Here is a 13,587-nt window from a genome sequence, read left to right on the forward strand (position 1 = left end):
GGAAGCGGGGACAAGGGGAATCGACGAGGGTTCAGTTTATTCCAGCGCCAACGTGACATCTTCACAGGCCCTCTGCGGCACCAGATGAATATCGACACGCCGGTTGGCAGCACGCCCGACCTCGGTGCCGTTGCTGGCGATTGGCTGACTGGCCCCAACGCCCTGCACGGCAAAGCAGCTGTCGGCAATGCTCCCCATGCGTTGCATCCAGTCACGCACAGCGGATGCGCGCGCCTGGGACAGGGCCTGGTTCTGCTCGACAGAACCGGTTGCATCGGTGTGCCCGGCAATCACGATCAGCCAGCCCGGCCGGGCTTTGATGCCGACCAAGGCGTTGATCAACACGTTGGTGGAATCCGGTTTCAGCGTTGCACTGCCGGCATCGAACAGCGCCAGGCTGTCCAGTCGCACCGGTTCGGGCACGTGGGTTTCAGGCTCAGGCACCACCAGCCACGTCTGCCAGGCGAACATCGTGAACAAGGCAAGGATAAGCCCCGAGACCAACAGCCAGGGCAGTAGCGGGTGGCGCCGCAGCGGCGCTTCAGGAGGCGGCAGGATCACGACAGGTGTCATCAATGCCGGACTTATCACCCTCAATGGCACCGGTAGCGCTTCACTGGATGAGCCGAGCTGTTCCAAGCGCTGGCCGACCTGTTGACGCAGCGCCTGGAGCGACGGCAACGTGCCGGGGGGCGAAAAGCGTGGCTGCAACCGGCCCAGCTCGGCGTGCAGGTGGGCCAGGACAGGCACGCTGTACGGCGTAATTGTCGCGCGGCGCAGCAGCACGTGCAGTTGATCGAACAGCCACCCCAGCAGGTCGAGCCGGGAGGACTCCATTGGCGGCCATACATGTGGCCACTCGCTGACCAACGCCTGGATAATTGCAATGCCGTGGGCCATCCCCTCCACACCCTGGCGCTGGGCGCACGCCAGGGTGTAGTTGCACGCGGTTTGCAGGTCTGCGCCGTTGCGCTCGAACAGCCTCAGGCACCACCGCTCGATCTTCACCCAATCCACATCCGGACAGGCGGGATGGCCGAGCTTGGCCAGCTCATCGCGCACGTCCGTGAATTCGCTGAAACTGCGCGGATCACCGCCCACTTGAATACCCATCCCAAACACTGTCGTCATCGAGTTACCCTTGCGTTATCGCTTCAAGACCTGGACAGGTACTGCTCGCGCTTCAAGTGACGCACCAGCACTTTGCCTTCGGGGCCCAGGGTGGTGCCGAAGCTCACGCGGTGCCCGTCTTTCAATTGCAGGTCCAGGGCATATTCAAGATGCCCCGGCAACGTCTGGGGCAGCAGTTCGACCGCCACCGCCGCCAGACGCGGTTCGTACTTCAGCAAAGTGGCGGTCATGGTGTTGATCAATCCATGGGCGGTGGCGGGCAACCCTTGCAGGATCAGGCCCATGTCCGGCAACCCGTAATCCGGCAGATGGCTGAGCGCACCCGCGCGGCTGTTTAGGATGCGTTGCACGTTATCCAGTACGGACAGGGTGTGCTGGTCCTGCTCGCTCACGCGATGCAGTTCAAGTTCACCCTCGAAATTTTGCAGCAGCAGTTCGTAAAGCGAAGGGTTGGGCTCGGTCATGGCTCAGTCCTTCCCCAGGGGCCGCAGCGTCAGGCGGTTGTCTCCCAGCTCGATCACCCGCGCCCGATCCGGGTCCAGGTCGTCGCGCGCCAAGGTCAGGCGCCACGTGTTGAGCCGGGTATCGGGGTCTCGGAACAAGGCCACTACCGTGACGAACCGTGTGTCCGCATCCATAGGCACATTCAGTTGCGTCCCCTCCTCCGGCCTCAGCACTACCGAGCGTTTGTCCAGCAACGCGCTCGCCAGAAGTTGATCATCATCGGCCAGCAAACCTTCGTAGGTGGCCAGCTCCACTGCCTTGTTGTCGCGCAGTTGGTAAACCCGTATCAGAGTCGGCACCGACAACCCACTCATGTCGCGGGTCTGGGTGTTCAACGCGGTGCGCGCGCTGAAATCCAGGTGCAGGGTTTTGACCTGCTTGTAGAAGATCGCCCTGGCAGTCGACGCCGTGCCGTCCGACACCGTCTGCGCCAGGCCACACCCCGCGAGCGCCAGCGCAGTCGCCGCCAGCATCAATGACTTAAAAACGGTACGCGACATGCTGCGTCTCCCTATTGCGCGGGTTAATCGAAAGGCCCTGGTAGCGGCCAAGGTTGATCGAAAGGCTGTCATCAACCGGCGCCTGCCAGGCATCGCCGCGCCACCCGAGCACACCGGTCATGCCTAGCCGGATCGGCGCGTGCCCCAGCACCGGTAAAGGCAGGCTGCGCACCGGCAGTGACAACTGCAATTTCACCGTGCATCGCCAACCCAGGTAGACACGTAGCAGTACCAGCAAATCGCGATACAACTCGCCATCCGGCAACCAACCACGGGCTTGCAGGGGGTCGTCGGTATAGAGCGCCAGGCGCAGCTGGCTGTTGGCGTCCTGGCCGACGCTGCCCAGCGGCATACCCTGGGACAAGCTCACCGGACGTTGTCGGGAAAGGCTGGCCGGGTGCGCCAACGCAATGCGTTGCGCCCAGTGCGCAGTCACCTGCGCCTGGGTGTCGGGGGCCAGCAACTTGACCAATGCCATGATGCCTTCGGCATTGCGCGTGGGCAGGCGCATCACACTGAGCAATGCCAGGAAACGCGAGACCGGCGTAGCGATCTGTCGCGCAGTGCCGGGAATGCCCAGGCCGATCAGGCCCAACAGGCATTGCGAAGTTGCATCGGTGCCGCCGGCTTCGAACGTTGCCGGGTAGGAATACTTGCGCCAGATCCGGTAGAGCTGGGTGAACAGCCGGTGATTGAACATGTCCAGGAACGCTTGCAGCGCAGCATGACCTTCCCGGCGTTGCGCGATGTCATCCAGAAATGCCGTCGGCATCGGCGAATCGACCCCGTACAAACCGAGCAAGCGTGTGCGTACCGTCGCTGGCCGCTCAGGGCATACGTCATCGATTTCGATCGCCTTCAACTCGCTGGCCGGAAATCCCATGCCCGGATCAGGCCGAAAGCGCACGGCATCGTCGGCGGGATGCGCGGTGCTGCCCAAAGGTGGTTGCCCCGGTAACGCCTGCTCCAACAACTGGCAAAACCGATACAGATTGGCCTCGGCCACTCGCGGTTGCAGGGCGTCCAGCAAACCGACGGCTTTCAGCCGGGAATACGCTGACTGTGGTTCTCGTTCCATCGCAGGCACTTTCCAGTAGGTTGCAGGATCAGCGTGAGCTGGGTGAACACATGAATATCGGCATACAGAGCAAAGAAACGGTTGAGCATTTCGCCGAACAGGCTGATGTCGCCCTCCCCCGAAAAGCCATGGGCGTCCAGGGTGATTTCGATATCAACCCCGCGCAGCAAAAAGCCTTTCTCGAACCGCTGCACCAGGTGATGCCTGACCTCGACAATCGCGGCCAGGCGACGCCGATTCAGCTCGCTGCCAGTCCAGTCATAGAGCGCGAGCGTGCCCCTCAGTACCTCGGCATCGCCCAGCATCGGCAGGAAGTTCGACCCCAGGTGGCTCAGCACCCGCCAGTGAAAGCGGTCACGATTCGGCGGATAGCACGGCAAGGTCGGCGCACACAGGTTGCGCACGCGTAAAGCAGTTTGAGTGGACTGCACTGCGGTATCGAGCAGCGCGCTTTGCAGGGCCTTGCGCGGTAACTGACCGTGAGTCCCGGTCAGGCGCAACGAGAGATTTTCCTGCTCAAGCAGGCGGTCTTTGTCGAAGCCTTCGCCACCCAGGACCAACCAGGTGTCGTGCAGGCCATTCGCCGCGCGCTTGAGACGCGTATGGAAGTAGCGCTCCGGCGCTTCATCGCGCAGCATGCCGCCCTTGTGCCGAAAACTGGTGAACGGCACATAGTCCTGGCGCTCGCCGTTTCTCGACGCGGTCACGCGGTCCACTGAATAGATCTCCATATGGCCATCCTGCAAGCGCATGGGGCGCAGCAGGTAGTCGGTTTGCAACGGCGCCAGGGTCAGCGGGTCGGCCTCCAGCGGGAATAGGTTGATCACCGGCACGGCGTGCAGGCGGATGTGCTCGCGGGTCAGCTCGAAGGTCGAGGGCCAGGGTTCACGCAGCACCACCTCAAGCTCGAACCACTCGGTGTCGGGGGCAAGCTGCAAGTGCTCCAGACCACACAGGGTCACGAACATGAACTTTTCGCGGAAGCTGAAATACTCCAGCAATAACTGATAGCCGCTGAAGGCGCTGTCACCCTTGGGCCACAGCCGGTCCTCTTCAGCAAAGCCCTTGGGCGCAAAATGCGCGGTGACGGGCTGGCGCTCGGTGTGGCCGGCCCAGCGCACATACATCGCCTGGGTGTTGAGGGTGAGCGCCTGATGCAACGCACTGGCCAGGGGCGCATCGGCGTTGAGGTACAGAGGCAGTCGGCTGAGGTCGATCTGGCTCCAGTCGGTCAACGCTCCGCAGGAAAAACGCAGGCGCAACACTGAGCGGCCGTCCGGCTCAAAGCCCCGCCCAACCGCGACCAGAGCCAGCGGCCGCAGGGTCAGGTCCTGGGTGGTGGTGTAGCGGCAGCGTGTACGGTGTGGCCCGATGGGTTGTGACAGCACTTCGAAACCCTGGGCGATCAACTCGCTGCCTTTCATCTGCGCCAGTTCCGGCACCAGCTCGACCACCGACAGCGACGCAATGGTGCGCAGGTAATGCGGCCACAGCAGGCTGACCAACCCTTCGGTCAGCTCCGGCAGGTCATCGTCGAGTTTCTCCCGCAGGCGGCCCATGAGGAACGCAAAACCTTCGAACAGGCGCTCCACGTAAGGGTCCTGCGCGCCTGGTTTGTCGAGGTTGAGCTGTGCGGCCCGATCCGGGAACGCCTCTGCGAACTCCTTGCCGGCCTCGCGCAGGTAGCGCATTTCGGCGTCGAAGTAGTGCAGCGTCAGATTGTCCATGCTCACAGAAAAACTCCTGGTGTATGAGGGTCAGCCGCAGAGCACTGCGGCGCGTACCGGGTCGATGGCCACGAGCGCCGCCAGCAATGTTTCCATGCGCCGCGCCAGGGTGGGTTTGTCGGCGTCGTTGCGCTGGGCTTTCACGCGCAAGAGCTTGAGCAGGCGCGCCTTTACCTCGAAATTCAGCTCGGGCTCCCACTCGCCCAACGCCTGGCGTTGCGCGGTGGCGTCCAACTCCCCGAGCAGGTGGACGGCCAAGTCGCTCTTGCCATACTGTTCGGCCACCCGCGCCATCAGCAGGCGCAGCAGCCAGCGCTGGCGACCGGTGTGGATACCAGGGCGCGCGGCCAGCCAGGCGAGCGCATGATCCACGCCGTCACTGTCAGCCTGGGCGATGGCCTCGCCTTCCAGCGACAGGACGTCGCCGTTGTCTGCCGCCGCAGCCACCGAGGTAACGGGCAGCCACGGCTGGGGTCGGTTGCCGCTGACATGCTGGACGATCCATTCGCGGGTGGTTTCGTCCGCGAAGGGACTCCCGTCGCTCCAGCACAACACCTCCAGCCCCGGCAGGCGTTCGAGAAACATGCCCAGGTCGCGCTTGGTGATATCGCCCCAACCGTTCTGGGGCGCAGGTTGTTTGCTCAAGGCCTGGTACAGGTACCACTGCAGATCGAGCCAGAAATGGTTCACACCTTCGGCATAAATACGCTCGACCTGATCGATCAACTCCGCCCAGTTCTGTTGCAGGTACAAGCGCTTGAGCTGTGCCCGATAGTCCCCTCTCGGCGGTGTCAGCCGCGTGTGGTTGTTCTCCTCTTGAGGCGGCGCCTGATGCACCGTGTCCCAGCGCAGGCTCTTCATCAGGCGATGAGCCGCCAGCCATCCCAAGGGTTGCTCGCGCAGGTAAACAGCCAGGGCCCGACCGCTGTCGAGCAGGTCGCGTCCGGATTTGATCGACGTGACGGGCAAGGCATTGGCTTGCGCCGAGGACTCGTGGCTGGCGGTGTTCTGCGGCACCAGCGCCTCCGTCCCGCCGGACTGTGCCAACCGCGCGGACAAGGCGGTATACAGCGGTTCCAGGTTTGGCCTTTGCCCCTGCGGCCATGTACTCAAACCACGCTCAAGCCAGGCAAGCGCCGCCGCGGTACGCTCGGCTTCGGCCTTGACCACCTCCGGGTACAGCAGCAGTGTGTCCAGCACCTTGCTGCTGGCCAACCATTCCAGGGCCATCCTGCGGCTTTGGGGCCGGGCAGGCAGCACCGTTTCGGCAAAGCGCTCAATCAACGCGGCCAACAGGCTGAGGCCGTCGGCCAACCCAACTTCGCCCTCCTTGTGCAAGCGCGCCCATAGGTAGTAAGTGGCGACACGCAAATCTTTGCAGCTCTGGTGCAGCAGCTTTTGCGCCAGTTGGGCGACCTGCCCGGCATCGGCACCGGAGAGCTTGCTGACTTCGTCGCGCATGCGCTGGAAGTCATCGTCGTAGCCAGGGTCTTTGCCGACGGGAAACTCGGCGCTGATGGGTTGCAGCCAGGGTTGCCAGTGGTCGGCCTGTTCGTGGGCGACGCAGAGGGCATCGCGGGTGCCCAGGCAGCGGGTGATCAAGGTGCGAAGGCTCATGGGAAACTCCCGTTTTGTGCGTAGGCTGCCTGGCTGTCGGGCTCGCTGAGAAATATCTGCGCGGGCAACGTGAAGCCTCTCAACGTGAGCAACGCCAACGGCCCTGCGTCAAATTCGGTGCGCAGGTGCCAGGTCAGGCTTACGCCATCGGGCGCCTTGAGCAGCAGGCGATAACGACTGTCAGCGTCGTCCAGCGGCTTGACCTGGGCGTTTTCCAGCCAGCGGATCAGGCCCCAGGTGCCGGGGTAATCGCCGAACAGGCGCTCGCCGGCATGCACGCTGGTCCAGCTCAGGCTTACGCCGGGATAGTCGCTGTGGCCAGGCCATTGAAAACGCTGCCAGCTTTCCTTCTGGTTGAAGTACTGATGCCGGTCGCCGTTGAGGATGAACGTGGTCTGCACCACATCGCGCACGGCTTTGCCTTGCAGCTCGAAGCTCAGCCCCATGCCGCCGTCGGTGTAGAGCAAATCGGCGAGGTTGCTGAGGTGGTTGATGGCGCCGAGAAACTGCGGATTGAAACGCAGCCCCTGGCTGTGGCGTGGATCGGCGACCCACTGGCTGCCCTCCTTGCGCAATACACCGCTCAGTTGCCGCTGTAGAAACTGCTCGATGCGCCCCGAATCCGCGCGGATCATCTGCCCCAGCATCGGCAACGAGGCATCGCTGGCCGTGGCCGCAAACGGGTAGCGACTGGCGAAGGCCGCGTTCCACGGATTGACGATGGAGCGCTGCCATTGGCTGTTCAGGCCGGCGGCCGACGGTTGCAAGACCCGCTGCCAGGCCTGCTCCAGCGGCTGCACGAACAGCGTCTGCGCCGCCCCGCTCCACTGCGCGCCCAGGCTGGCGGCGAGCAGGCTGCCGTAGGCCTGGGTGTCGGTCAGGTCTACACGGCGGCCTTGAAACACGGTTTGCGCCAGCGCCTGCGTCATTTCCAACGGGTCGGGCGCGGTGCTGACTTGCTGGAGTTTCAAGCGCACCCGCGTCACCTGGGTCAGGAACGCCTGGAGGCTCAGGCCGTCCGTGTTGTTCTTGTCCAGCAGCGCCAACAACGGGCCGAAGGTCGCCGACAGCGGGTCCTTGATTTCGCGCACAGGGACCTTGTCCTGGCCAATCAGCCTGTGTGCGGATGCCGCCAGCGAATCGACCAAGGCCTCGGTGCGAGTGCCAGCCTGCGCGTGATAGGCCACGGTATTCATCAGCGCAATCAGCGGTGACTGGCGCACATCGCTCATCAGCGTCAACTGGTCGATGGACTCGTCAAGGCTCGCTGCCGGTTGCCAGCGCAGGCTGTTGAGCAGGTCCAGCCAGGCGCTGGCATAGTCCTGGAAGTAGCGCTCGGCAAGGCGCTCGCGCAATTGGTCGGGGCGTAATCGGGTGTCGATGTCGGCGGGTTTGTCGCTGAGTACCCAGTCGATTTCCTCACGACGGGCGTCGGCGATGTCATCGATGGCTTGGCGCACCTGCCCCTCCCACGCCTGCCGGGTAAAGACGCCGGGCACGCTGGCGTCGCTGGAAAACAGCGCAAAGGCATCGGTGTCGCCGACCAGTTGGTGCAGGTCAAGGGCCGGATAGTGAGTGGCGGTGTCATCGAGCAGTTGCTGGTACAGGTTGACCTCTGCATTACGCTGGCCCAGTTGACCCAGCAGGATCTGTCGTACGTGCGCGATCAGCCGCGCGTCAGGTTCGATGCGCCAGGTCGGGTTGGCGGCCAGGTGCTCGGCATAGAATCGCCAAAGCGCGGGCGACAAGGTTTGCAAAAGACCTGGCGTAACTCCTGGGCGGGCGGGCTCAACGCTGCCCAGGGTTTTGACCAACAAGTCGGCATCAGCTTTGTCCGGACGCGCCATCATCAGGTAGGCCTTGAGCGGGTCATAGGCCTCGCGGGCGCGCTCGGCACGCTCTGGGTTATCCGCTTGCAGCCGGACCAGCGCGCTGAGTTGCTGACGAAGGCTTGCGGCGGCCGGGTCGCGGATCAGGCGGTTGTTGGCCTCGACGTAGCGCGGCCACACCGTTTCCAGCAGCGCCGGGTTTTGATTCAGGCCGAAGCGCTGGTACCACGGTGCACCGTGTTGAACGCGATCATCCAAGCGCGCCAATTCGCGGACCAGTTCGTTGAGGGCCTGGAGCTGTTCGTCAGCCTGGGAAGCGTGCTGCAAGGCCTCAACCGAGGCTCGCACCTGCTGGATCTGGGCGCGATTGCTGATAAAGGACAACAGCAGCCCTGCGCTCCACAGCATGGCCACGCCGAGGGCCAGCACATACCCGATTCGCGGCACACTCCAGCCGAATCGACGGTGATTGAGGGGCTTGTCATCGAGAACACCTCGCCAGGCGCCATCCACCGGCCAGAAATGTTCGGGCATGTTGTTGATCGGCAACACCGGCAGACTGAACCACACCCCACGCAACGGCACACCTGCGGCCAACTCGCCAGCCAGGGGCGCCAGGGTGTGACACCAACGCGCAATGCCCTCGTCTTGCAGATCCCGCGACAGGCGCAGCAGGAAGTCATGGTTCATGACCGCGTTCATCTGCGCCAGGCCCTCGCGGCGCAAGGGCTCCACCAGACGTGTCAACGCATTTTCCAACACCGCCGGCGTAAAGCGAGCAGGCAAATGACAGCCGACCGGTTGCGCCATGCGCCCGGCCTGACGCCATTGGCTGTCGCAGACCTGCCACAAGTACAGCGGCAACTGCCAGCCAACGCGTTTGGCCAGGCGTTGCAACTGCCGCACACCCGCGCCCATTGCCGCATCGTCGGCGGCCTGGTTTTTATCCAGCGCCCAGACCACCCCGTCCAGCGCCCGCCCGCGGCTCAGGCCTTTCCAGCGCTCGGAGAATGATTGATCCAACGCCGCCTGGGCGCTGCCGCCCCAGAGCAGAACGGTACGTTGGCCTTCCAGCCAGAAGTGCTTGGTCAGGGTTGGGGCGAGGGCTTCGATTTCAGTGGGTTCGCCGATGACCAGTAGCAGGCGGGTTTTTTGGCGCCAGAAGAGGCCGTATTGAGCCCACAGTTGCTTTCTAATCGAGCTAAGGCGTTGCGCGGCGTCTTTATCAAGGGGCTTAGAATGATCGGCCTGCCGAGGCCGGGGCACATCATCCGCCTGCGCTTGCCGATAAGCCGAATGCCCCAACTGGTGCCCAAAAAAATGGTAGCCCACAGCGCACATCACCAGGACCAAGGTCGTAACCGCTATCACCCACAATCCCGCGATTTGGCGATCATCATCGGAGCGAAGCCCAGCCAGCTCGGGGTACTGCCAGACCAATACACCCAGCACCGTACCGATCAACAACAGTACAACGACCAAAGCTCCCAGCCACACAACACGTCGAGTCTGCATTCGAAGTTCCTATTTCGAAAGCGATGGCACAGGCGTCAAGACCGTGCTCCAGAGCCCTGCATCAACGCAGCCGCTCCCGCTGAAGATGAATTGCGGCCCGGCGCCGCCCTGAATGGTCTGCGTTGCAGCGGCAATCGCCAGCCACGGTGATGTTTTGCCCGGGTTCCCCAGGGAGGTGTCCAGGTTGTAAAAGCCTTGATTGTTCTTCGCAGGGAGCGGCACGGCCGCCAAGACCTTGCTCAGCGCCTCATTTCTCCGCACATCAACTCCCACTCGCCAGGTTTGCTGGATCGATGGCGCGTCGAGAGGCACCCAATCCAATGCCTGGCGCGCGGCGCAAAGCAAAGCGTCGCTGTTCGGCTCGCGCGCCTGCTCCGGGCGATGCAGGTAGGCGATTGGGGGCAAGACGGTTTGCGTCAGACGGTTGCCAAAAAGCAGTCCGACCGCCGCTTCAGCCGTTCCTACTGCCTGCTGCGGTGCAAACTGCAAAGCCACCACCAGCAAAGACGCCTTGTCGCCAATTCGTTGATCGAGCCATTGGTCCAGTGCGGCCAGGCCACTGCCTTCGTCGGGTACAGTGGGCTGGCGGATGCCGGATTCGCTCCATGCTTGGCGCCATAGGTCCTTCCAAACATGTTCCTGCAAAGCACTATCGACCTCCAACAGCAATGCCAACGGAGCATCGTCAGATAGCTGTTTCAGAGTTGGCACCAAATCGGCAAGCATTTGCTTCAATAGCCTTAGTAACGCCTGCTCGGGAGTGTCATCCGCATCCCCTGCTATCCGGCTGTGACGCGACACCGTTGGACCTTTCCGGCACAGCTGGGCCGTGATCGCCTTGACATCACCGCGCAGGGAACCGAGCAGTGTCGTTACCGACGCATCCGGTTCTCTTAAAGCTGTGTGTAGACTTACACCCAGTACCTGCTGCACACGCCGACCACGCCGATTTTTTTGGGTTAAATCCTCTTCACGTGCCTTATCCCACCCGTCAGCGACCTGCTGTTGAACGAAATACAGCAACACACGTCCGAAGCTCAGTAAGCACCAACCCAAGAGCGGCCACACCAAAGCCATGCCCCAGAAATTCACGGGATGTTCGCGTAACGATTGAGTACCGAACAAAAACGTCCCGCACACACCAAACAGCAAAAGCAGCAGTGGCAGTAGGCCTAACCAAAGCCAACACTTAGGCCGCGAAGGTCGTGGCGACGGCGCTGGGACTTGATCCAATCTGACCGGCATGACTAACTCGCACTCGCCTGAAATAAAGAGGAAATCAAGGTGCAGCCACACGCGCAACGGTGCCCATGAAACGCGACCGGAATGCCGTGGTCATGAAACGTTGGGTGGCCCTCGGCAATCTCTGTTCGACCATGGCCTGGAATCGGACAGTCCACCGGGTCGCCCTTGCGGGCAGCGCCAATGCCTCTGAAAATCATGACGGTGGATCCTGATAGAACAGTTCCGCCGCCGGTTGTTTTGTCCTCTATACGGATTATGTTTTTCATACTCTTCCCTGGCTTCCGAATCAGTTCAATTATTTACCCATGTAAAAATTTCGCGCACTAACATGCGTCAAACAGTAGAGCCATCATCCCCTACAGACCCGATATCAACCCGCACCAAAACCACGAACCCAAGTCAATATAAAGTTGACACCGCCCTCTTTCCAACCCACCCGCATCTAGAATATTTAATATCTAAGCAACAACTATAAGTGCACTCACCCCTCGTAATGATCATTTGAAAGCGACCGCGCGCACGCCGGTAGAACAATTGCCGCCCGCAGCTCTTCAGCCGTAATTTTTCATCACGGCCGCGTTCAAAATACACGCCACTCAAAAATTCCAGTCTCACCGCTTCTGCAACACGAAGCAAAACCCTAACCATTACAGTACATCAATTAGAGTTAATACGATCAATCACCCTTAACGGAATTAACTTTTCCTTTCCCGCCTCCCTCATCAAACTAACATATTGCTTGTAGTATACCGTCGACTGCTCTCTGTCGGACGACCATAGCACGTCAGCGATATTTAATTTGAGAACAACCCTACCAGGAGCAACATCCTCTACCCTTTTAAATATTTTATACGCTTCAACTTCCTCGCCAGCGAACGCCAGGGCATAGCCAATATCATTGTACGCAACTACAGTAGACCTACCGACAGGAAAATCCACAAGCAATTGCTGGATTCGCTCAGAACTAAGATAGGCCTTTATTGCATCTACATCTGCATCACTCAGGCGATCTCGAACAACGCTAAGCGCCAGAGTTATAGAATCTATCAATTTTCCAGCCTCAAGCTCTAATATTTTCGCACTAGCAATTTTGCGCTTCGAGTACCAAAAGTGGCTTCTGCCTCCGCTCTCTAAACGCCCTTCGTAACCAGACAGACTTCTAGAAAGTTCTGTTTGCCTTATGATTAAGCCAGGTTTTTTCTGAGTATAAACAAACGTTTCATATTGAGTTCCGTGAACACCAATACCAGAATGTTGAACGAGCCAAGCACACGTGAATAGAAAATAACTCTTCTTTCCTTTTACCGTATAAGTATCAACTAGCTCGGCTTCCCCACCCTCAGGCTCGCACACGTCGGCAATATAGTACTGCACTCCATTTTTGCCTGACAGGCGCCCGCTTATAGTTCGACCACGCTCACCTTCCACCGACACGAACTCGACTGCATCCACATCATTAAAGCTTGGATTTAAAGAATAGCTCTTACCTTCTGCACAAATTGACGCCGAGCATCCAATCAGCATGAATAAAAAAAACTTAGCCATTATGAATTCAACTCCAATTCAACCATGCTCCGCAACTCATTAAAGAGAGAAACACGTTCCTCCAACCCAATCACGCCCCCATTCACTCGTCTCGAAATATCTGCAACGTGTTCGACAATTCCGTCTTCAGTCCTCAACACGTACGAACGCTCAATCACATCATTCATTCCACTCATGCTCCACCAGACAAAAGCTGACTCCACCCCGTACTTCAAATCGGTGACTATCAAATCTGGATTATCCAGAAAATCCCTAGGATCGGAAGGATCTTTTTGATTATGAATACGAGAATACTCACGATAGTTGTTTTTACCAGTCAGCTGTATAATCCCTCGTCCGCGATACTTGTATCCTTCCTGGCTTGCCTCATCTCCGTTACCATTCCTATTGGCATAAACATAACTGCCTAAATTAATGGGATTATTGGCATACGTACCTGGCTCACTCCAAAGCTTAGCGCGAAGCCTCGGAAAAGAAACACACTCATCCTTTGAGTCATCGTAGCCAGCTTGATTGTTTCGACAGCCAAAAATTTTCCTCATACGGACTGGCGTGTAGTTCAGGTTCTCTTCCCGCACCTTGAACCCACTTTCATGACCAACCTGCGCCAACAGATGCGAAATTCTAAGAGAAGTATCAACACTATATAATTTTGCGTATTTATTTAAAATCGGAAGTATTGCATCGCAATAAGAGTTCTCTATAGCAGGTCTCGCTTTTTTTAGCATGGCACGAGTTATTAACTTACGTTCAGAGGCTGCACCAAAGCAACTAAGCATGCCTATCGGATGCAAGTGATAAACCTGCCCATCCACCGGTAATCCAACGCCCTGCGCCACCTCATTCCACCAACTGATCTCCCTGATGCGCTCCTTTTCCGCCACCCAGTTTAAAAG

At 59.8% G+C, this 13,587-nt stretch carries 11 protein-coding genes; all 11 read right to left on the reverse strand.

Annotation, left to right across the window (positions count from 1 at the left end; all coding sequences use genetic code 11):
• Positions 1-36 precede the first annotated feature (36 nt).
• On the reverse strand, positions 37-1,131 hold the full coding sequence (locus AOA60_RS15275) for an OmpA family protein (protein WP_099585135.1): 1,095 nt from the start codon (positions 1,129-1,131) through the stop codon (positions 37-39).
• Between the two features lie 23 nt (positions 1,132-1,154).
• Positions 1,155-1,595: a type VI secretion system baseplate subunit TssE gene (gene tssE / locus AOA60_RS15280; protein ID WP_099585136.1), complete on the reverse strand. Its 441-nt coding sequence runs from the start codon at positions 1,593-1,595 to the stop codon at positions 1,155-1,157.
• A gap of 3 nt (positions 1,596-1,598) precedes the next feature.
• Positions 1,599-2,135, reverse strand: a complete 537-nt coding sequence (gene tssJ / locus AOA60_RS15285; RefSeq protein WP_099585137.1) for a type VI secretion system lipoprotein TssJ — start codon at positions 2,133-2,135, stop codon at positions 1,599-1,601.
• On the reverse strand, positions 2,116-3,213 hold the full coding sequence (gene tssG / locus AOA60_RS15290; RefSeq protein WP_099585138.1) for a type VI secretion system baseplate subunit TssG: 1,098 nt from the start codon (positions 3,211-3,213) through the stop codon (positions 2,116-2,118). The genes tssJ and tssG overlap by 20 nt, the downstream gene beginning before the upstream one ends.
• Positions 3,177-4,946, reverse strand: coding sequence for a type VI secretion system baseplate subunit TssF (tssF, locus tag AOA60_RS15295; RefSeq protein ID WP_099585139.1), 1,770 nt, complete (start codon positions 4,944-4,946; stop codon positions 3,177-3,179). Before tssF ends, tssG begins: the two co-directional genes overlap by 37 nt.
• Before the next feature lie 24 nt (positions 4,947-4,970).
• Entirely contained in the window at positions 4,971-6,557 is a 1,587-nt protein-coding gene (gene tssA / locus AOA60_RS15300; RefSeq protein WP_099585140.1) for a type VI secretion system protein TssA, read from the reverse strand.
• A complete protein-coding gene (locus tag AOA60_RS15305; RefSeq protein WP_178075363.1) occupies positions 6,554-9,901 on the reverse strand; it encodes an ImcF-related family protein in 3,348 nt (1,115 codons plus the stop codon). The genes tssA and AOA60_RS15305 overlap by 4 nt, the downstream gene beginning before the upstream one ends.
• Positions 9,902-9,910: 9 nt before the next feature.
• On the reverse strand, positions 9,911-10,993 hold the full coding sequence (locus tag AOA60_RS15310; RefSeq protein ID WP_256592837.1) for a hypothetical protein: 1,083 nt from the start codon (positions 10,991-10,993) through the stop codon (positions 9,911-9,913).
• 155 nt (positions 10,994-11,148) lie between these two features.
• The gene (locus AOA60_RS15315) at positions 11,149-11,412 is read right to left on the reverse strand and encodes a PAAR domain-containing protein (RefSeq protein WP_099585142.1); all 264 of its coding nucleotides are present in this window, start codon (positions 11,410-11,412) and stop codon (positions 11,149-11,151) included.
• Between the two features lie 391 nt (positions 11,413-11,803).
• Positions 11,804-12,691, reverse strand: a complete 888-nt coding sequence (locus tag AOA60_RS15320) for a tetratricopeptide repeat protein (RefSeq protein WP_099585143.1) — start codon at positions 12,689-12,691, stop codon at positions 11,804-11,806.
• Positions 12,691-13,587 (reverse strand): glycoside hydrolase family 19 protein (locus tag AOA60_RS32675; RefSeq protein ID WP_368731577.1); only part of this gene is annotated, 897 nt, incomplete at its 5' end. The genes AOA60_RS32675 and AOA60_RS15320, both read right to left, overlap by 1 nt.

This window comes from Pseudomonas sp. 2822-17 (genome assembly GCF_002742485.1).
In the GTDB taxonomy this organism is placed as follows: Bacteria; Pseudomonadota; Gammaproteobacteria; order Pseudomonadales; family Pseudomonadaceae; genus Aquipseudomonas; species Aquipseudomonas cyclaminis.

Bases quoted from the DNA above. Each gene is read 5' to 3' on its own strand.
- tssG (WP_099585138.1), bottom strand. From the start codon at position 3,213: ATGGAACGAGAACCACAGTCAGCGTATTCCCGGCTGAAAGCCGTCGGT.
- AOA60_RS15320 (WP_099585143.1), bottom strand. From the start codon at position 12,691: ATGGCTAAGTTTTTTTTATTCATGCTGATTGGATGCTCGGCGTCAATT.
- AOA60_RS15275 (WP_099585135.1), bottom strand. From the start codon at position 1,131: ATGACGACAGTGTTTGGGATGGGTATTCAAGTGGGCGGTGATCCGCGC.
- AOA60_RS15305 (WP_178075363.1), bottom strand. From the start codon at position 9,901: ATGCAGACTCGACGTGTTGTGTGGCTGGGAGCTTTGGTCGTTGTACTG.
- tssA (WP_099585140.1), bottom strand. From the start codon at position 6,557: ATGAGCCTTCGCACCTTGATCACCCGCTGCCTGGGCACCCGCGATGCC.
- tssJ (WP_099585137.1), bottom strand. From the start codon at position 2,135: ATGTCGCGTACCGTTTTTAAGTCATTGATGCTGGCGGCGACTGCGCTG.
- AOA60_RS15315 (WP_099585142.1), bottom strand. From the start codon at position 11,412: ATGAAAAACATAATCCGTATAGAGGACAAAACAACCGGCGGCGGAACT.
- tssE (WP_099585136.1), bottom strand. From the start codon at position 1,595: ATGACCGAGCCCAACCCTTCGCTTTACGAACTGCTGCTGCAAAATTTC.